The 17,625-nt window shown below is 63.8% G+C and carries 17 protein-coding genes; 8 read left to right on the top strand and 9 right to left on the bottom strand.

Features of this window, described 5'->3' with window-relative positions:
- The first annotated feature begins 62 nt into the window (after positions 1 to 62).
- Positions 63 to 2,678: a DNA mismatch repair protein MutS gene (mutS, locus tag G9Q80_RS27460; protein WP_088715964.1), complete on the top strand. Its 2,616-nt coding sequence runs from the start codon at positions 63 to 65 to the stop codon at positions 2,676 to 2,678.
- A gap of 133 nt (positions 2,679 to 2,811) precedes the next feature.
- Here the strand turns inward: mutS and G9Q80_RS27455 are convergent, their stop codons facing one another.
- Together G9Q80_RS27455 and hrcA are read right to left on the bottom strand one after the other, a co-directional pair.
- Positions 2,812 to 3,372 (bottom strand): nucleotide exchange factor GrpE, encoded by a 561-nt coding sequence (locus tag G9Q80_RS27455; RefSeq protein WP_043143115.1) that lies wholly within the window; start codon positions 3,370 to 3,372, stop codon positions 2,812 to 2,814.
- Between the two features lie 11 nt (positions 3,373 to 3,383).
- Positions 3,384 to 4,448, bottom strand: coding sequence for a heat-inducible transcriptional repressor HrcA (gene hrcA, locus G9Q80_RS27450; RefSeq protein ID WP_043142824.1), 1,065 nt, complete (start codon positions 4,446 to 4,448; stop codon positions 3,384 to 3,386).
- A 112-nt stretch (positions 4,449 to 4,560) separates the two neighbouring features.
- On the opposite strand from hrcA, the gene rph reads away from it, so the two are divergent.
- The 3 genes from rph to hemW are packed head-to-tail and all read left to right on the top strand — an operon-like array spanning position 4,561 to position 7,044.
- A complete protein-coding gene (rph, locus tag G9Q80_RS27445) occupies positions 4,561 to 5,274 on the top strand; it encodes a ribonuclease PH (RefSeq protein WP_043143117.1) in 714 nt (237 codons plus the stop codon).
- Positions 5,271 to 5,888 carry an RdgB/HAM1 family non-canonical purine NTP pyrophosphatase gene (rdgB, locus tag G9Q80_RS27440; RefSeq protein ID WP_088715963.1) on the top strand — a complete coding sequence of 206 codons (618 nt, stop codon included), beginning with the start codon at positions 5,271 to 5,273 and terminating at the stop codon, positions 5,886 to 5,888. Before rph ends, rdgB begins: the two co-directional genes overlap by 4 nt.
- Positions 5,878 to 7,044 carry a radical SAM family heme chaperone HemW gene (gene hemW / locus G9Q80_RS27435; protein ID WP_232788249.1) on the top strand — a complete coding sequence of 389 codons (1,167 nt, stop codon included), beginning with the start codon at positions 5,878 to 5,880 and terminating at the stop codon, positions 7,042 to 7,044. Before rdgB ends, hemW begins: the two co-directional genes overlap by 11 nt.
- Before the next feature lie 3 nt (positions 7,045 to 7,047).
- Here the strand turns inward: hemW and G9Q80_RS27430 are convergent, their stop codons facing one another.
- Genes G9Q80_RS27430 through rho form a run of 6 tightly spaced genes read right to left on the bottom strand, consistent with a single transcriptional unit; the run spans position 7,048 to position 13,838 of the window.
- Positions 7,048 to 7,962: a ParB/RepB/Spo0J family partition protein gene (locus G9Q80_RS27430; RefSeq protein ID WP_088670016.1), complete on the bottom strand. Its 915-nt coding sequence runs from the start codon at positions 7,960 to 7,962 to the stop codon at positions 7,048 to 7,050.
- A 22-nt stretch (positions 7,963 to 7,984) separates the two neighbouring features.
- Positions 7,985 to 8,794 carry a ParA family protein gene (locus G9Q80_RS27425; RefSeq protein ID WP_069211168.1) on the bottom strand — a complete coding sequence of 270 codons (810 nt, stop codon included), beginning with the start codon at positions 8,792 to 8,794 and terminating at the stop codon, positions 7,985 to 7,987.
- Positions 8,787 to 9,404, bottom strand: a complete 618-nt coding sequence (gene rsmG / locus G9Q80_RS27420) for a 16S rRNA (guanine(527)-N(7))-methyltransferase RsmG (RefSeq protein WP_088715961.1) — start codon at positions 9,402 to 9,404, stop codon at positions 8,787 to 8,789. Before rsmG ends, G9Q80_RS27425 begins: the two co-directional genes overlap by 8 nt.
- Positions 9,401 to 11,278 carry a tRNA uridine-5-carboxymethylaminomethyl(34) synthesis enzyme MnmG gene (gene mnmG / locus G9Q80_RS27415; RefSeq protein ID WP_088715960.1) on the bottom strand — a complete coding sequence of 626 codons (1,878 nt, stop codon included), beginning with the start codon at positions 11,276 to 11,278 and terminating at the stop codon, positions 9,401 to 9,403. Before mnmG ends, rsmG begins: the two co-directional genes overlap by 4 nt.
- Positions 11,279 to 11,281: 3 nt before the next feature.
- Positions 11,282 to 12,559 (bottom strand): tRNA uridine-5-carboxymethylaminomethyl(34) synthesis GTPase MnmE, encoded by a 1,278-nt coding sequence (gene mnmE / locus G9Q80_RS27410; RefSeq protein WP_088715959.1) that lies wholly within the window; start codon positions 12,557 to 12,559, stop codon positions 11,282 to 11,284.
- A gap of 7 nt (positions 12,560 to 12,566) precedes the next feature.
- Entirely contained in the window at positions 12,567 to 13,838 is a 1,272-nt protein-coding gene (gene rho / locus G9Q80_RS27405; RefSeq protein WP_043142844.1) for a transcription termination factor Rho, read from the bottom strand.
- 521 nt (positions 13,839 to 14,359) lie between these two features.
- Between rho and G9Q80_RS27400 the strand changes: the two genes are divergently transcribed.
- The 4 genes from G9Q80_RS27400 to dnaQ are packed head-to-tail and all read left to right on the top strand — an operon-like array spanning position 14,360 to position 17,103.
- Positions 14,360 to 14,959, top strand: coding sequence for a Maf family protein (locus G9Q80_RS27400; protein ID WP_043143121.1), 600 nt, complete (start codon positions 14,360 to 14,362; stop codon positions 14,957 to 14,959).
- Entirely contained in the window at positions 14,956 to 15,789 is an 834-nt protein-coding gene (locus G9Q80_RS27395) for a shikimate dehydrogenase (protein WP_088715958.1), read from the top strand. Before G9Q80_RS27400 ends, G9Q80_RS27395 begins: the two co-directional genes overlap by 4 nt.
- On the top strand, positions 15,786 to 16,379 hold the full coding sequence (coaE, locus tag G9Q80_RS27390) for a dephospho-CoA kinase (protein ID WP_088715957.1): 594 nt from the start codon (positions 15,786 to 15,788) through the stop codon (positions 16,377 to 16,379). Before G9Q80_RS27395 ends, coaE begins: the two co-directional genes overlap by 4 nt.
- On the top strand, positions 16,372 to 17,103 hold the full coding sequence (gene dnaQ / locus G9Q80_RS27385; RefSeq protein ID WP_088715956.1) for a DNA polymerase III subunit epsilon: 732 nt from the start codon (positions 16,372 to 16,374) through the stop codon (positions 17,101 to 17,103). Before coaE ends, dnaQ begins: the two co-directional genes overlap by 8 nt.
- A gap of 13 nt (positions 17,104 to 17,116) precedes the next feature.
- On the opposite strand, the gene secB is transcribed toward dnaQ, so the two are convergent.
- The gene (gene secB / locus G9Q80_RS27380) at positions 17,117 to 17,605 is read right to left on the bottom strand and encodes a protein-export chaperone SecB (RefSeq protein ID WP_043142856.1); all 489 of its coding nucleotides are present in this window, start codon (positions 17,603 to 17,605) and stop codon (positions 17,117 to 17,119) included.
- Positions 17,606 to 17,625 lie beyond the last annotated feature (20 nt).

The raw sequence follows: 17,625 nt of genomic DNA, 5'->3' as shown, positions 1-17,625 counted from the left end.
GAAGCTACGTGAGCGCTAACAACGCGGGAAAGAGTACACCACGGGATACCGCTGTCACGCCGATGATGGCGCAGTACCTCGAGATCAAGGCAAACCATCCCGATGCGCTGCTGTTCTACCGCATGGGGGATTTCTACGAACTGTTCTTCGACGACGCGGTGGCGGCCAGCGCGGCGCTGGACATCGCGCTGACCAAACGCGGCAAACACGCCGGGGACGACATCCCGATGTGCGGCGTTCCGGTGCATGCCGCCGAAGGCTATCTGCTGACCCTGATCCGCAAGGGATTCCGCGTCGCCGTGGGCGAACAGATGGAAACCCCCGAAGAGGCCAAGAAACGCGGCTCGAAATCCGTGGTCAAACGCGACGTGGTGCGGCTGGTCACGCCGGGCACCCTGATCGAAGATTCGCTGCTGGAGGCACGGCGGCACAATTTCCTGGCCGCTCTTGGCCACGTGCGCAGGGAATGGGCGCTGGCCTGGGCGGATATCTCGACCGGCGCGTTTCACGTGATGCCGCTGGGCCGGGCGCGGATCGGCGCCGAACTGGCCCGGCTGGCCCCCTCGGAACTGCTGTGCTCCGACGCGACAGAGGACACCCTGCGCGAGGTGCTGGGCGACCTCGGGATCGACCCCACGGTGCTGGGCGCCGCAAGCTTCGAATCCGGCGCCGCCGAGGGGCGGCTGTGCAAGCTGTTCAAGGTGCAGACGCTGACCGGTTTCGGCAGTTTCGACCGGGCCGAACTGTCCGCGATGGGCGCACTGGTCGATTACCTGGACATCACCCAGAAAGGCCGCCTGCCGCTGCTGCGACCGCCCCGGCAGGAACAGGTCAGCCGCATCCTGCAGATCGACGCGGCCACCCGGCGCAACCTGGAACTGACCGAAAGCCTGCAGGGCGGGCGCAAGGGCTCTCTCCTGTCGGTGATCGACATGACCGTGACCTCCGCCGGTGCGCGCCTTCTGGAACGGCGCGTCGCCTCGCCCTCACGCGATCTGGCAGTCATCCACGAGCGGCTGGAGGCGGTGCGCTGGGGCGTCGAGGGACCGATGGCCGACATGCTGCGCGGCGCCTTGAAAGAGGTGCCTGACGTCGACCGAGCGCTGTCGCGGCTGGGGCTGGACCGGGGCGGCCCGCGTGACCTGGCAGCAGTGCGCACCGCGCTGGCGCAGGCCGGGCAGATCGCGGACCGGCTGTCCGGTGTCGACCTGCCGGACCTGGTGGCCCGGTCCTGCGCCGCGCTGAAGGGGCAGGAGGCCCTGCTGGACAGACTGGACGAGGCGCTGGTGGCGGAACCGGGCCTGCGCGTCAGCGACGGCGGCTTTGTCGCACCGGGGTTCGACGCCGCGCTGGACGAGGCGCGCACGCTGCGCGACGAGGGCAGGGGCGTCATTGCCCGGATGCAGGGGGAATACGCGCAGGAAACCGGCGTCACCTCGCTCAAGATAAAGCACAACAACGTGCTGGGGTATTTCATCGAGACGACAGCGGTGCACGCGGACAAGATGTTCGCGCTCTCCGAGCGGTTCATCCACCGCCAGACCACGGCGAACCAGGTCCGGTTCACCACCGTCGAACTGTCGGAACTCGAACGCCGCATCCTGAACGCCGGCAACGAGGCGCTGGAGATCGAGCGCCGCATCTACGAGGACCTGCGGGCCGAGATCATGGACCAGGCGCCCGCGCTGTCCGACCTGGCGCTGGCCCTGGCCGAGATCGACCTGGCGCTGGCCCTGGCAGAACTCGCCCGGCAGCGGGACTGGTGCCTGCCAAGGGTCGATGACAGCCGCGCCTTTGCCGTCGAAGGCGGACGGCACCCGGTGGTCGAGGCAGCGCTGGCCGTGGCCGGCGAACCCTTCATCGCCAATGACTGCAATCTCAGCGCGGACGGGCAGGGGGCTGCCGTCACCCTGCTGACCGGGCCGAACATGGCCGGTAAATCGACCTACCTGCGGCAGAACGCGCTGATCGCGCTCCTGGCCCAGATCGGCTCTTACGTCCCGGCGCAATCGGCGCACGTCGGGCTGGTCAGCCAGATCTTCAGCCGCGTTGGCGCCAGCGACGACCTGGCGCGCGGACGATCAACCTTCATGGTCGAAATGGTCGAAACCGCCACCATCCTGAACCAGGCCGACGAGTGCGCGCTGGTGATCCTCGACGAGATCGGCCGCGGCACCGCCACCTACGACGGCTTGTCGATCGCCTGGGCGACGCTGGAACACCTGCAGGCGGTCAACCGGGTTCGCGGCCTCTTTGCCACGCATTATCATGAACTTACCGCCCTGGCGGGCAAGCTGGACGGGGTCCGCAACGCCACCGTGGCGGTCAAGGAATGGGATGGCGAGGTGATCTTCCTGCACGAGGTCCATGAAGGCGCTGCCGACCGCTCTTACGGCGTGCAGGTCGCTCAACTGGCCGGCCTGCCTGCCGCGGTCATCACCCGCGCCCGCGACGTTCTCGAGGCGCTGGAAAAGGGTGAACGGGAACGCGCCTCGCCCAAGGCGCTGATCGACGACCTGCCGCTCTTCTCAGCTGCCGCCCGCGCATCGGAACCGCCGGTGGCACGGCAAACATCAAAGATCGAGGAACAGCTGCGCGACATGACGCTCGACGACCTGAGCCCACGCCAGGCCCTGGATGCGCTTTATGATCTCAAGGCACTGCTGGACAAAGGCTGACACCCTGTCCGGCGGCTGTGCTTCTTCTTGGTCGAAATAGCCCCGGGGGGTCTGGGGGGCTGGCCGCCCAGCGCGTGCCACCGGCGCCACGCGGTCTTGATGCGCAGGGCGGGAAAACCCGCCATTCACCGGTTCAGGACGCGGGCATCGAGCTGACGCCAACCTGCGCGGGCCGCAACAGCCGGTCGTACAGCATGAACCCCTCGGCCGAGACCTGGATGATCTCGCCCGCCTTGGTGCCCGGCACCGGGGCCTCGAACATGGCCTCGTGCTGTTGCGGGTCGAAGCGCTCGCCGACCTCGGGGGTGATCCGGGTCACGCCATGACGCTCAAACACCTTCAGCAGCTCTTTCAGCGTCAGTTCCACGCCTTCGACCAGCGCGGTCGAGGCGCCTTCGGATTCCTGCGCCGCGGTCAGCGCCCGGTTGAGGTTGTCATAGACCGGCAGCAGGTCGCGCGCGATGCGAGTGCCGCCATAGGCCTGCGCCTCGCGACGGTCCTTGTCGGCGCGCTTGCGGGCGTTTTCGGCATCCGCCAGCGCCCGCATGAACTTGTCCTTGTAGTCGTCCCGCTCGGCGCGCAGTGCGTCAATTTCCATCGCGATATCGTCGATTTCCTCGTTCAACCCGGCCTGCTCCTCGGCTTCGGCCGCGTCGATATCGTCGAGAAAATCATCCTTTTTCGGGTCTGCCATGCCTTCCACCTCTAACTCCGGTCGGCGATCATCCGCCCGACCAGCTGCGCCGTGTAATCCACGATCGGAACGATCCGGCCATAGTTCAGCCGGGTCGGGCCGATCACGCCCACCGCGCCAATGATCTTTCGGTCCGCGTTCATATATGGAGAGACCACCAGAGAGGAACCCGAAAGTGAGAAAAGTTTGTTCTCGGAGCCGATAAAAATGCGCACCCCTTCGCCTTCGTCGGTCAGTTCGAGGAACTCGGCGATATCGCGCTTGCGTTCGAGGTCGTCGAACAGGCTGCGGATGCGTTCCAATTCTTCCTGGGCCGAATCCTCTTCGAGCAGATTCGCCCGTCCGCGCACGATCAGCCGTTCGCTGCTGTCGCCGCTGCCATCCCAGACGGCGATGCCCGCATCGATCAGCGCGGCGGCCAGGCCGTCGATCTCCTGACGGCGCTTGGAAATCTCGGCCTGCATCGCCTTGCGCAACTCTGTCAGGGTGCGGCCCTCGGCCAGCGCGTTGGTGAAATTCGCCGCCTCGCGCATCGCGCTGGGGGTCAGACCCGGCGGCGGGGTGAAAACCCGGTTCTCGACGTGACCATCGGCAAAGACGATCACCACCAGCGCACGGTCCTGCGCCAGGCTGACGAACTCGATATGTTTCAGCGGCGCCTCGTGCTTGGGTGTCAGTACCAGCGAGGCCCCATGCGTCACCCCCGACAGGGCCGAGCCCACCGCATCCAGCAGCCCCGAGACATCGCCAGCGTTGCGCCCCAGAGTCGCATCCAGCTTTTCGCGGTCCTGATCGTCGAGGTCGCGCACCTCCAGCAAGCCGTCGACGAACATCCGCAATCCCTGCTGCGTCGGGATTCGTCCGGCAGACACATGTGGGCTGTCCAGCAGGCCCAGGTATTCCAGGTCCTGCATCACGTTGCGGATCGTCGCCGCCGAGACCTTTTCCGACAGGGTACGGGTCAACGTGCGGGACCCGACGGGTTCGCCGCTGGCCAGATATCCCTCGACCACGCGCCGGAATACCTCGCGCGAGCGGTCGTTCATCTGGGACAGGAGTTCGCGTGCCTCATTCATCTTCTTGCCCTCTGCGGCGCCATTAAAGAGCCTCTGGCCGGAACGTCAATCGGGGTTGCATCCGTGGGCTGCCGCTGTCTATCCCCTGCGTGACCATCAGGAAGGGATGACAATGCGACCGTCGGGACGAGATTTAAGCGAAATGCGCGCCGTTTCAATCGAAACGGGTGTAACCAAACATGCCGAAGGATCGTGCCTGATCCGCATGGGCGACACCCATGTGCTCTGCACCGCCTCGCTGGAGGAGCGTGTGCCTCCCTTTATCAAGGGCTCGGGGCAGGGCTGGGTGACAGCGGAATACGGCATGCTGCCGCGCTCGACCTCGAGCCGGATGCGGCGCGAGGCACAGGCCGGCAAACAGGGCGGCCGCACCGTGGAAATCCAGCGGCTGATCGGACGCGCGCTGCGTGCGGGTGTTGACCGCAACGCCCTGGGCGAACGCCAGATCACCGTGGACTGCGACGTGATCCAGGCCGATGGTGGCACGCGCTGTGCCTCGATCACCGGCGGTTGGGTGGCCCTGCGGCTGGCAGTCAACAAGCTGATGAAGGCCGGGGACGTGATCACCGATCCGCTGGTGTCCGAAGTGGCCGCCATCAGCTGCGGGATCTACGCCGGGCAGCCGGTGCTGGACCTGGATTACCCCGAAGACAGCGAGGCCGGCACCGACGGCAATTTCATCCTGCGCGGTGACGGGCGCCTGATCGAGGTGCAGATGAGCGCCGAGGGATCGACCTTTTCCCGCGACGAGATGGGCCGCCTGATGGACCTGGCGGAAAAGGGCGTCTCGGAACTGGTGGCAGCCCAGCGGGCCGCCGTGGCATGACCCGACGGTTCGAAGGCGACAAGCTGCTGGTGGCCACGCACAACCAGGGCAAGCTGGACGAGATCGCGCATCTGCTGGACCCGTATGGCGTGACCTGCGTGGGGGCCGCCGAGATGGGCCTGCCGGAGCCGGAAGAGACCGGGACGACATTTGTCGAGAACGCACGGATCAAGGCCCATGCCGCAGCAAAGGCCACCGGCCTGCCGGCGCTGGCCGATGACAGCGGTATCGAGATCGACGCCCTGGACAAGGCGCCCGGGGTCTATACCGCCGATTGGGCCGAAACCCCGCATGGCGGCCGCGATTTCATCATGGCGATGGGAAAAACCCATGACCGGCTGCAGGAGAGCGGTATACCGCAACCCTGGACCGCGCGGTTCTGCTGTACGCTGGTGCTGGCCTGGCCGGACGGCGAGGACCTGGTTTTTCCCGGCGTGATGGAGGGCAGGGTGGTCTGGCCCATGCGCGGCTCGCAGGGGCATGGCTATGACCCGATCTTTCAGCCGCAAGGCTATGACGTGACCTTTGGCGAAATGGACCGCTGGGAAAAGAACAAGATTTCCCACCGGGCGGATGCTTTCCGCAAATTCGTGGCGGGATGTTTTGACGCGTAAAGCCCCGGAAAACTGGCAGATCGGCGGGTTCGGGCTTTATGTCCACTGGCCGTTCTGCGAGGCCAAATGCCCCTATTGCGATTTCAACAGCCATGTCGTGAAGGGCATCGACCAGGCCCGTTGGGCCAGGGCATTGGCGGAGGAGATCCGCCGAGCGGGGGCCGAGAGCCAGGGTCGGGTACTCAGTTCGATCTTTTTCGGCGGCGGAACGCCTTCGCTGATGGCGCCGGAAACGGTGGCCGCCGTGATCGAGGCGGCGCGCGACTGCTGGACCTTTGCCAATGACGTCGAGATCACGCTGGAGGCCAATCCGCGTTCCGTCGAGGCGGGGCGCTTTGAAGGCTACGCCCGCGCCGGGGTGAACCGCGTGTCGCTGGGCGTGCAGTCCCTGCGGGCCGAGGATTTGAAGCGGTTGGGACGCTTGCACGACGTCGACGAAGCGCGCGCAGCCTTTGGCGTCGCGCAGTCGGTCTTTGACCGGGTCAGTTTCGACCTGATCTATGCCCGCCAGAACCAGACGCTTGAGGACTGGCGCGCGGAACTGTCAGAGGCGCTGGAAATGGCCGTCGATCATATGTCGCTGTACCAGTTGACGGTCGAGGAAGGCACCGCCTTCTGGGACCGGGCGCGGGCCGGGGGCCTGCGTGGACTGCCGGAAGAGGACCTGGCGGCGGACATGTTCGAACTGACCCAGGAGCTGTGCCAGGCCGCCGGATACGAGGCCTACGAGGTGTCCAACCATGCCCGGCCCGGGGCGCAGTCGCGGCACAACCTGGTGTATTGGCATTACGGCGACTGGGTGGGTGTCGGGCCCGGCGCACATGGGCGAATCGGCAGCGGTGCCACGCGGCAATCCACTGTGGCCTGGTCCGCGCCGGGCAAATGGCTGGAGCAGGCCGAGGCCGGGAGCGGGCTGGAAAGCCGGGATCTCCTGTCCCTGGAAGATCAGGCTGGAGAATACCTCATGATGGGGTTGCGCCTGACTGAAGGACTAGATGTTGAGAGATTGCGGGCCCTGGACTATGGGATCGCGCCTGATGCCGCGATCCGAGACCTGCAGGGACTGGGTCTTGTCGAGCAGAACGGCCCGATGCTGCGGGCAACGGGGCAGGGGCGGCTTGTGCTCAACTCGGTGATTGCCGCCCTCCTGCCCTGACGCCTAGCGCGAGGTGCTGAGCAAGCCGCAGAGCGCGTCCAGCTGTTCCAGCGTATCGTAGGAGATCGTCAGGCGCCCCGCGTCATCGCCGGGCTTGTGGTCGATCCGCACCTTCATGCCAAGCGCAGCGCTGAGATCCCCCTCGAGGGCGCGCGTGTCGGCATCCTTGTCCACGTGGAACGCCCCCTCGGGCGCCTTCTTGCGCGGCTTGGCCTCCGGGTTCATCTGCTTGGCCAGCTTCTCGGTCTCGCGCACCGACAGGCCCTTGGCCAAGACCGTCTTTGCCAATGCGTCCGGATCGGTCGCCGTGATCAGCGCCCGGGCGTGACCTGCGCTCAGCTGGCCCTCGGAGACCATCTCCTGCACGCCTTCGGGCAGGTTCAAAAGACGCATCAGGTTGGCGATGTGGCTGCGGCTCTTGCCCAGGGCCTCGGCCAGTTTTTCCTGCGTGTGACCGAACTTGAACATCAGCTGACGATAGCCCGCCGCCTCTTCGATGGCGTTCAGGTCTGCCCGCTGGATGTTCTCGATGATGGCAACTTCGAGCACCTCGGTATCGTCGAAATCCCGCACGAGGACCGGGATTTCATGCCGCTGCGCCATTTGCGAAGCGCGCCAGCGACGTTCACCCGCGACGATTTCGAACTTGCCGTCTTGATGCGGAGAGGGGCGCACGATCAGCGGTTGCAACACGCCCTTGGTCCGGATCGAGGCAGCGAGTTCATCCAGCTGGGCCTGGGTAAAGCTGCGCCGGGGCTGGTCCGGGTTGGGGATCAGCGATTCGATCGGCACCATGCGGTCTGCCCGGCGGGGGCTTTCCGCCTGGGTGGTTTCCTGCGCCGGACCCACGTCTGCCATGAGTGCCGAAAGGCCGCGACCCAGGCCGCGGCGGGTGTCTTTCTTGGGTTTCTCTGCCATGCCCGTCCTCTTTGACCGCCGTTCAGGCCGCCCGTTTGTCGTTTTTCTTCAGCAGTTCCTCGGCCAGGGCGCGATAGGCCTGCGCCCCTTTCGAAGACGTGTCATAGGCCAGCACCGGCAGCGCGTAGGAGGGCGCTTCGGACACACGAACGTTGCGGGGGATCACTGTCGAGAACACGAGGTCCCCGAGGTTGGCCCGCGCATCCGCCTCGACATGTTGGGAGAGGTTGTTGCGGGCGTCGTACATCGTCAGGACGATGCCCTCGATCCGCAGCGATGGATTGGCGCTTTGGCGGACTTCGCGGATCGTCAGCATGAGTTGCGACAGGCCTTCGAGCGCAAAGAACTCGCTTTGCAGGGGGACCAAGACGGAATGCGCGGCGACCATCGCATTGACCGTCAGCAGGTTCAGCGAGGGCGGACAATCCACCAGGATCACGTCGAATCCAAAGTCATCCAGTGCGGGTTGACGCAGCGCGTCATGCAGCAGAAAGCTGCGTTTTTCGTTGGAATACAGCTCGATATCTGCCGAGCTGAGGTCCACCGTGGCGGGGATGAGGGAAAGGTTATCGGTCGAGGTCTTGAGGATCACGTCCGCCGGGGAAACATCGCCCAGAAGCAGATCGTAGGTCGTCAACTCTCGGTCTTCGGGCTCGATCCCCAGTCCGGTCGAGGCGTTCCCCTGCGGATCGAGATCCACCACAAGAACCTTGTGCCCTTGTTCGCACAGCGCGGCCCCGAGGTTGATCGTCGTCGTGGTCTTGCCCACTCCGCCTTTCTGGTTGGCGATGGCGATGATTTTCGGACCCGGGGGGCGAGTCGGATCAGACATGGACGAGGTCTCCGATTTCCAGGACAACTGCGTTTGGGTTGGTTCTACTTGTATGCGGGGTGCAGGAGAATTGCCATTGGCTGCGTGCGTCTTCGAGCTCTTTTCCCCAGCTTTCGCCCTTCATGAACAATGCAGTCCCCCCCGGGGCAAGGTGGCGTGCCGCAAATTCCATCAGCTTCGGCAAGGGGGCGAGGGCACGTGCTGAAAGGGCTGTCGCCTCTTGGGGTGCACAGGCCTCTATCCTCTGCGCGTGGACCTTGGCCGAAAGGCCGGTTTCACGGATGACACTGCGCAGGAAGGTCGCCTTGCGGGTGTCCGATTCGATCAGGCTGACGGACATACCCGGCGCGCGTTCCGCCAGGAGGGTTGCAACAACAAGCCCGGGAAAACCACCCCCGCTGCCGATATCGACCCAATGGCCCAAAGGCCGGGGGAGGACTGTCACCAATTGGGCGGAGTCCGCGAAATGCCGGTCGACGGCCTCTGCCAGCGTGGCCCGCGCGACCAGGTTGATGCGCGGATTCCACTTGTTCAGTAGTGCCAAGTAGTGATTCAGGCGCTCCAGTGTTTCACGTGAAACATCGAGGCCAAGAGTTTCAGACGTGATCATACCGCGTCTTTACGCAAATGCTGACGCAACTTGGCAAGAATCAAGGTCAAGGCCGCCGGTGTCATCCCGTCGATTCGACCCGCCTGAGCTATTGTTTCCGGCCGTGTCCGCGACAGCTTCATCTTCAACTCGTTGGACAGACCCTGCAGGGATTCAAAATCGAATCCCAGCGGGATTTCAACAGCTTCATCCTTTTTGAGAACTTCCACGTCCCGCGCCTGGCGTTCCAGGTAATTCGCGTACAACGCCTCCCGCTCCAGCTGCGCGGCTGTTTCCGAATCCAGATCCCCCAGACCCTCGTCCAGCTGCACGAGGGTTTGCAGGGAAACATCCTTGAACGACAGCATCTGGAACCCGCTTCGGCGAGCGCCATCCTGGTTGACGTTGATCCCGATGGATCTCAACTGGTTAGGGCTGAACGACACCGCATCCAGTTTCTCCCGACCCGTCGCAAGACGCTCCATCTTGTCATCATAGGCGCTGCGCCGCCCGGCGGACATGGTGCCAAGCGCAATAGCCTTCGGCGTCAGGCGCTGATCCGCATTGTCGGCCCGCAAGGACAGACGGAATTCCGCCCGGCTGGTGAACATCCGGTAGGGTTCACTGACGCCCCGCGTGGTCAGGTCATCCAGCATCACCCCGATATAGCTTTCCGTCCGCGAGAACTTGATCGCCTCTCGGCCTTGCGCTTGAGCCGCCGCGTTCAGACCGGCGACAAGACCTTGGGCGGCTGCTTCCTCATATCCCGTTGTTCCGTTGATCTGCCCGGCCAGGTACAGCCCCTCAACGTCACGCAAGCGCAATGTCGCCGCCAGCGCGCGGGGATCCACATAGTCATATTCGATGGCATAGCCGGGCTGCATGATCTCGACCCGTTCAAGACCGGGAATGCTCCGGACATAGGCCTCCTGGATATCCTGGGGCAGGGAGGTCGAAATCCCGTTCGGATAGATCGTCGGAACATCCAGACCTTCCGGCTCCAGGAAGACCTGGTGAGAGGTCTTGTCCGCGAACCGCACCACCTTGTCCTCGATCGAGGGGCAATAGCGCGGGCCAACCCCTTCGATATGCCCGCCGTACATTGCAGAGCGGGACAGGTTGTCCCGGATGATTTCATGAGTGCGTTCCGTGGTATGCGTGATACCACAGGAAATCTGCCGCGCCTGCGGAGCAGGGGAGAGAAAGGAAAACATCACCGGGTCATCGTCGCCCGGCTGCATGTCGAGGCCGCTCCAGTCAATGGTGCGCCCGTCGAGACGCGGGGGCGTCCCCGTCTTCAACCGGCCAATCGGCAGGTCCATCTCTTTGATACGATCAGCAAGACGGACCGACGGGCGATCACCCATCCGGCCACCCGGCTTCTGAACATCGCCGATATGAATGATTCCGCGCAGGAAGGTGCCACTTGTCAGCACCGTCGACACCGCCCGGATCTCGGAGCCATCCGCCAGCGCTACGCCCTCGACGCGGCCACCGGACATCAGAAAGTCTACGACTTCACCCTCGATGACCTGCAGGTTTTCCGTACCCGCGATCTCGGCCTGCATCGCCTCGGCATATAACCGGCGATCCGCCTGGGCACGGGGGCCTTGCACCGCCGGCCCCTTGCGTCGGTTCAACAGGCGAAACTGGATTCCCGCTGCATCGGCAATCCGCCCCATGATCCCGTCCATCGCGTCGATTTCACGGACAAGATGTCCCTTGCCCAAACCACCAATCGCGGGGTTGCAGGACATGACCCCAAGATCTTGGAGGCGCAGGGTCACAAGCGCCGTGCGTGCACCCATCCGGGCCGAAGCCGCGGCAGCCTCGGTTCCAGCATGGCCGCCGCCCACGACGACAACATCAAAGGCCTCATGTTTCACGTGAAACACTCCTCACTTGCCAATGCAGAAGCTGGAAAAGATCTGGTCAAGAACCTGTTCGACATCCACGTGACCCACCAGCTGTTCCAAAGCCCGCAAGGCGATACGGACTTCCTCGCTGGTCACATCGTACACGTCGAGACCATCATTCAAAAGCACCTGCGCCTGTTCCAGATGGGTCAGACCCTCGGCCAGCGCAACCCTGTGCCGTTCGCGCGAGGCCAGCCCGGCGCCTTGCACCTCTTCGACCAGACGCGCTTCGATCCGCGACAAAAGCTCGGGCACGCCAAGACCCGTCAGTCCGGACACACCCTGGCCAGCCTTGTCCCCCTTTGCGGTGACGACGATGTCGCCCTCGGCAACCGCCAGCATGGGGGTGTCCCCCTCGGGCACAAGGTGAACCCTCAGGTCGGCCGCACCGGCCCGTTCCCGGGCCCGCGCCACGCCAATCTGTTCGACACTGTCATCCGAGTCGCGCAGACCGGCCGTGTCCAGCAGGGTCACGGCCAGGCCTCCAATATCCATACGCACCTCGATCACGTCCCGGGTGGTGCCCGCGACGTCAGAGGTGATCGCCGCATCACGACCGGCGAGGTAATTCAACAGCGTCGACTTGCCCGCATTCGGCGGACCAACAATCGCCACCTCGAACCCCAGCCGCACCCGCTCTGCCGACTCCAATCCGCGCAGCTCACGCCGGATTTCTTCGCTGACAAACTGCAAGAGATCCCGAACTTCGTCCGAGACATCCACCGGCACCTCTTCATCGACAAAGTCGATCGTCACTTCCAACAAGGACACGGCGCGCAGGATCTTCTCGCGCCATTCTCCCACGCGGGTCCCCAGCGCCCCGGTCAGCATCCTCAAGGCCTGCCGCCTCTGCTGCTCGGTCTCCGAGTCGATCAGGTCCGCCAAGGCCTCGACCTGACTCAGGTCCAGACGCTCGTTTTCCAAGGCTCGCCGGGTGAATTCCCCTGGTTCCGCCCCGCGCAGACCCGGCATTTCGCCTAGCTCCCGCAACAGCGCCTGAACCACGGCCACGCTGCCATGCACTTGGAACTCGGCCACGCGTTCCCCGGTAAAGCTCGCCCCGTCCTCGAAGATCAGGATCAGAGCCTCATCCAGGAAATCCCCGCCCGCCGAAATCAACCGCCGGACAGAGGCCATGCGCGGGCGGGGCAGGGGTCCACCCAGCCGTTCCACTGCCTCCCAGGCAAGGGGTCCGGACACGCGCACAACCGAAACGCCCGCTTTCCCGACCGCGCTCGCCAGGGCAAAGATCGTGTCCATGACAGGATCAGCTGTTCATCGAATCGAAGAACTCGGTGTTGGTCTTGGTCTGTTTCAGCTTGGAAATCAGGAACTCGATGGCATCGGTCGTGCCCATCGGGTTCAGGATGCGCCGCAGGACAAAGGTCTTCTGCAAGTCGATCTTGTCCACCAACAGGTCCTCTTTCCGCGTGCCGGACTTGAGAATATCCAACGCCGGGAAGACCCGCTTGTCCGCCACCTTGCGGTCCAGCACGATCTCGCTGTTGCCGGTGCCCTTGAATTCCTCAAAGATCACCTCATCCATCCGGCTGCCGGTATCCACCAGGGCCGTCGCGATGATCGTCAGCGAACCACCTTCCTCGATGTTCCGCGCCGCGCCAAAGAACCGCTTGGGCCGCTGCAGCGCATTCGCATCGACACCACCGGTCAGAACTTTGCCCGACGACGGCACCACGGTGTTGAAGGCTCTACCAAGTCTGGTGATCGAGTCCAGAAGGATAACAACATCTCGTTTATGCTCGACCAGGCGCTTGGCCTTTTCGATGACCATCTCGGACACGGCCACGTGTCGCGTTGCCGGTTCGTCGAAGGTCGAGGAAATCACCTCACCCTTCACCGACCGCTGCATGTCCGTCACCTCTTCGGGACGTTCGTCGATCAGCAAGACGATCAGGTAACACTCCGGGTGGTTCCGCTCGATGCTCGTCGCGATGTTCTGCAGCAGTACCGTCTTACCCGTCCGCGGCGGCGCCACGATCAGGCTCCGCTGGCCCTTGCCGATCGGGGCCACCAGGTCGATGATCCGCGCCGAACGATCCTTGATGGTCGGATCCTCGATCTCCATCTTCAGGCGCTCGTCCGGGTACAGCGGCGTCAGGTTGTCAAAGGCGATCTTGTGCCGCGCGCGTTCCGGCTCTTCAAAGTTGATCTCCGATACCGTCACCAGCGCAAAGTACCGCTCTTCCCCGTCCGGTGCCTTCATCTCGCCCTGGATCGAATCCCCCGTCCGCAGCGAGTATTTGCGGATCATGTCCGGCGAGACATAGATGTCGTCCGGACCGGGCAGGTAGTTCGCCTCGGGCGATCGCAGAAAGCCGAACCCGTCCTGCAGCACTTCCAGGACCCCGTCCCCGTAGATGACCCATCCCTCATCCGCGCGCTCGCGCAGGATCTGGAACATCATCTCGCCCTTCCGCATGGTCGAGGCGTTTTCGATTTCCAGTTCCTCGGCCATCGCCAGAAGATCCTTGGGGCTCTTCGCCTTCAGGTCGGACAGGTTAAGCTTTTCTTCGCTCATGGCACATAACGTGGTGCCCGGAGGCCCACACATCCTTTGTCTAACGGGAAAGATCGCCTTCGGACGAAGGCTGACGGTGCGTATCGCATTGCAAGGCTTCCCGTCAATGAAGATCGCGGAACACCCTTTCTTTAATAAATAGATAAAAGAAAAGGTTTATGAAGTGTTAGGGGCTCCCCGATCTGTGGATTATCGGTTTGTCCCCAGCCTTCCAAACAGGGAAAGACCTCGGGAAAACTCGCGGGATAGCACCGTGACGGTTTCGAACATCTTTCGATAGAGAACTTGTTTTCAAATGGTTAGCCCAAAATTCCCGAAGGTTCTCCATTCGGGATAACTCTTCTGGCAAACCATTCTCTGGCCATCTTCGCACCGGGCACCTCTTGTTCTTTCTCACAGCCTGATGAGTGCTGCACTGCGGGGGAAGACCGCCTGTTTCGCCCCCAGCCTTGCATGTGCCGCGCTTTTTCCTCAGAAACATCGACAAGCCTGCACACCGAATTTTCCCCGGTTTCATCCCCATGCCTGCCGATCTTCTTCTCGCCTCCAGCTCCGCGATCCGGGCCGACATGCTCCGCGCCGCCGGGCTCGTGATCGAAACCGAATCGCCGCGCGTGGATGAGGACAGCCTCAAGGCTGCCCTCACCCTCGAAGAGGCCAGCCCGCGCGACATTGCCGACACCCTGGCAGAGGCCAAGGCGCGCAAGCTGGGGCAGCGCTACCCGGAAAAACTGGTGCTTGGCTGTGACCAGGTACTCGACGCCAAGGGCACCACCCTGTCCAAGCCGCAAAGCCGCGAGGAGGCGCGGGACCAGCTCTGTCGGTTGCGCGGGGAAACCCACCGTCTTCTCTCCGCCGCCGTCCTCTATCACGAGGCGCAGCCGGTCTGGCGCCACGTCGGCACTGCGCGGTTGACCATGCGACCTTTCTCGGACAGCTACCTCGATGACTACCTCGACCGGAACTGGCCGGATGTCGGTACTTCGGTTGGGGGCTACAAGCTCGAATCCGAAGGTGTCCGCCTCTTTGCCCGGGTCGAGGGCAACCATTTCACCATTCTGGGTCTGCCGTTGCTGGAACTGCTGGCCTACCTGACGAACAGAGGAACCATCGCCGCATGAGCCTCGCACGCATTCCGCTTGCCGCCGTCATCGGGTCCCCCGTGGCCCATTCCCGCTCTCCGCGCCTGTTCTCACATTGGCTGCAGGCGCATGGTCTGCCCGGGCATTACGTGCCCATCGACGTGCCCGAGGACAAGCTGGCGGACACCCTGCGACTCCTGCCGCAGCTTGGCTTTGTCGGCCTCAATGTCACCGTGCCCTACAAGGAAAAGGTGATGCAGATCGCCGACAGCGTCTCGGACCGCGCCCGGCTGATCGGGGCCGCGAACACACTGATCTTCCGCGAGGACGGGCGCATCCACGCCGACAACACCGATGGCTACGGTTTTATGCAGAACCTGCAGCAGAATGCGCCGGACTGGGATCCGGCCTCGGGGCCGGCCACGGTCTTCGGGGCAGGGGGCGCGGCCCGCGCCGTGATCGCCTCCCTGCTTGATGTGGGTGTGCCGGAGATCCGGCTGACCAACCGCACCCGCCCGCGGGCGGAAAAGCTGTGCGAGGACTTCGGCGACAAGGTGCAGGTCTTCGACTGGGTGCAGGCCGGTAACATTGTCGAGGGCTGTGCCACCGTGGTGAACACCACCTCGCTGGGCATGACCGGCAAGCCCCGGTTCCGCGTGCCGCTGGACGCGTTGACCCCGGACATGTTGGTGACGGACCTCGTCTATGCGCCGCTGGAAACCCGCCTGCTGGCAGAGGCGCGCGCGCAGGGCTGTACCGTTGTCGACGGATTGGGGATGCTCCTGCACCAGGCGGTGCCCGGTTTCGAACGCTGGTTCGGCGCCCGCCCCGAGGTTGACGAGGCGACGCGCCAGATCGTCCTGGCATGAGGTTCAAGCTTGGCCTGACCGGCTCTATCGGCATGGGCAAATCGACCACCGCACAGATGTTCGCGGATGCGGGCTGCGCCGTCTGGGACGCGGATGCGGCCGTGCACCGGCTTTACGGACCAGAGGGTGCCGCGGTTGCACCCATCGGGAAAATCTTTCCCCAAGCCATTGAAAACGAACAGGTTTCCCGCGACGCGCTGCGCAGGATCATCGCTGATGATGCCACTGCGCTGAAACGGATCGAAGAGATGGTGCATCCGCTTGTGCAAGAGGACCGGGAGGCTTTCATCGCTGCCCATCCGCAGGCCATCGGCGTTTTCGACATCCCCTTGTTGTTCGAAACCGGCGGCGATGCGCAAATGGACGCCACCGCCTGCGTGAATGTTTCCCGTGAAACGCAAGAGGGGCGCGTGCTTGCCCGGGGCACCATGAGTGCCGATGACCTGGCCCGCATCCTCGCCCGCCAGATGCCCAACGCGGAAAAATGCGCTCGCGCCACCTATGTCATCGAAACCGACACGCTTGAGCATGCCCGCGCCCAGGTGCAGGATGTGCTGAAGGACATCGAACAAAGGTTGCAACATGCGTGAGATTGTTCTCGATACGGAAACCACCGGGTTCGAGCCGGAACAGGGCGACCGCATCGTCGAAATCGGGGCGCTGGAACTGTACAACCACGTGCCCACCGGGCGCACTTATCACCAGTACATCAACCCCGAACGCGGGATGCCGGACGAGGCCTTCGGCGTCCATGGCATCGGGCCCGACCTGCTGGAACCGCCGCGCCCGGCCAAACCCGGTGAGATTACCCTGCGCGACAAGCCGGTCTTCGCCAAGATCGTGGACGAATTCCGCGCCTTCATCGGTGAGGATGCCAAGCTGGTCATCCACAACGCCTCGTTCGACGTGAAATTTCTGAATGCCGAATTGCGCTGGGCCAACCGCCCGCCCCTGGCCAAGGATTGCGCTATCGACACGCTGGACATGGCACGGCGCCGCTTTCCCGGTTCACCTGCCTCGCTCGACGCGCTCTGCCGCCGGTTCAGCATCGACAACTCCTCGCGGACGTTGCACGGGGCGCTTCTCGACTCCGAAATCCTGGCCGAGGTCTACCTTGAACTGATCGGGGGAAAACAGCCGGACTTCGGCCTGTCGTCGCATGGCGCCGGTGGTGGCAGCACGGGCGCCGAGCCGGTCTGGCGTCCGCGCCCGCGCAGCAATCCGCTGCCCAGCCGGTTGACGGAAAAGGAAAAGGCGGCTCACGCCGCCTTTGTCGAAACACTCGGGGAAGAGGCGCTCTGGCTGAAAAGCTGAGCGCCGGAAACCCTCAGGCCGGGGCCTGGTCGCCCTGTGCCGCCTGGCGACGCGCGATCTCGTTGCGGTACAGTGCCAGGAAGTCGATCGTTTCCAGGTTCAGCGGCGGGAAACCACCGTCGCGCGACACGTCCGAAACGATCCGGCGCACGAAGGGGAACAGCATCCGCGGGCATTCGATCAGCAGGAAGGGGTGCAGCTGGTCCTCGGGAACGTTCTCGATCGAGAAGACACCGGCATAGTCCAGTTCCAGCAGGAACAGCATGTCACCGGTCGACTTGGCCTTCGACTCGATCTTCAGCTTCATCACCACTTCGTACTGGTTGTCGGCCGTGCGCTTCTTGGCGTCCAGGTTGACCTGCACCTGCACATCGGGCTGAACCTCGCCGCTGACACCTTTCTGGGAAAGGATGTTCTCAAAGGACAGGTCGCGAATGAATTGGGCCAGAATGCTCATCTTGGGCGGCTGTGGTGCCTGCCCGTTGCCGTTGGTGTCTGCCATGTCGGGTCTCCCGTGAAAAT

Origin of the sequence: Mameliella sp. LZ-28 (assembly GCF_012274245.1) — a bacterium.
GTDB classification, from domain to species: domain Bacteria; phylum Pseudomonadota; class Alphaproteobacteria; order Rhodobacterales; family Rhodobacteraceae; genus Antarctobacter; species Antarctobacter albus.
Note: the sequence above shows the minus strand (reverse complement) of the source record. Positions and strands in the feature narration are given on the sequence as shown.

What these genes read in the sequence shown, in the direction of transcription:
- mutS (WP_088715964.1), top strand. Translation starts at nt 63, where the DNA reads ATGATGGCGCAGTACCTCGAGATCAAGGCAAACCATCCCGATGCGCTG.
- G9Q80_RS27455 (WP_043143115.1), bottom strand. Translation starts at nt 3,372, where the DNA reads ATGGCAGACCCGAAAAAGGATGATTTTCTCGACGATATCGACGCGGCC.
- hrcA (WP_043142824.1), bottom strand. Translation starts at nt 4,448, where the DNA reads ATGAATGAGGCACGCGAACTCCTGTCCCAGATGAACGACCGCTCGCGC.
- rph (WP_043143117.1), top strand. Translation starts at nt 4,561, where the DNA reads ATGCGACCGTCGGGACGAGATTTAAGCGAAATGCGCGCCGTTTCAATC.
- rdgB (WP_088715963.1), top strand. Translation starts at nt 5,271, where the DNA reads ATGACCCGACGGTTCGAAGGCGACAAGCTGCTGGTGGCCACGCACAAC.
- G9Q80_RS27430 (WP_088670016.1), bottom strand. Translation starts at nt 7,962, where the DNA reads ATGGCAGAGAAACCCAAGAAAGACACCCGCCGCGGCCTGGGTCGCGGC.
- G9Q80_RS27425 (WP_069211168.1), bottom strand. Translation starts at nt 8,794, where the DNA reads ATGTCTGATCCGACTCGCCCCCCGGGTCCGAAAATCATCGCCATCGCC.
- rsmG (WP_088715961.1), bottom strand. Translation starts at nt 9,404, where the DNA reads ATGATCACGTCTGAAACTCTTGGCCTCGATGTTTCACGTGAAACACTG.
- mnmE (WP_088715959.1), bottom strand. Translation starts at nt 12,559, where the DNA reads ATGGACACGATCTTTGCCCTGGCGAGCGCGGTCGGGAAAGCGGGCGTT.
- rho (WP_043142844.1), bottom strand. Translation starts at nt 13,838, where the DNA reads ATGAGCGAAGAAAAGCTTAACCTGTCCGACCTGAAGGCGAAGAGCCCC.
- G9Q80_RS27400 (WP_043143121.1), top strand. Translation starts at nt 14,360, where the DNA reads ATGCCTGCCGATCTTCTTCTCGCCTCCAGCTCCGCGATCCGGGCCGAC.
- G9Q80_RS27395 (WP_088715958.1), top strand. Translation starts at nt 14,956, where the DNA reads ATGAGCCTCGCACGCATTCCGCTTGCCGCCGTCATCGGGTCCCCCGTG.
- coaE (WP_088715957.1), top strand. Translation starts at nt 15,786, where the DNA reads ATGAGGTTCAAGCTTGGCCTGACCGGCTCTATCGGCATGGGCAAATCG.
- dnaQ (WP_088715956.1), top strand. Translation starts at nt 16,372, where the DNA reads ATGCGTGAGATTGTTCTCGATACGGAAACCACCGGGTTCGAGCCGGAA.
- secB (WP_043142856.1), bottom strand. Translation starts at nt 17,605, where the DNA reads ATGGCAGACACCAACGGCAACGGGCAGGCACCACAGCCGCCCAAGATG.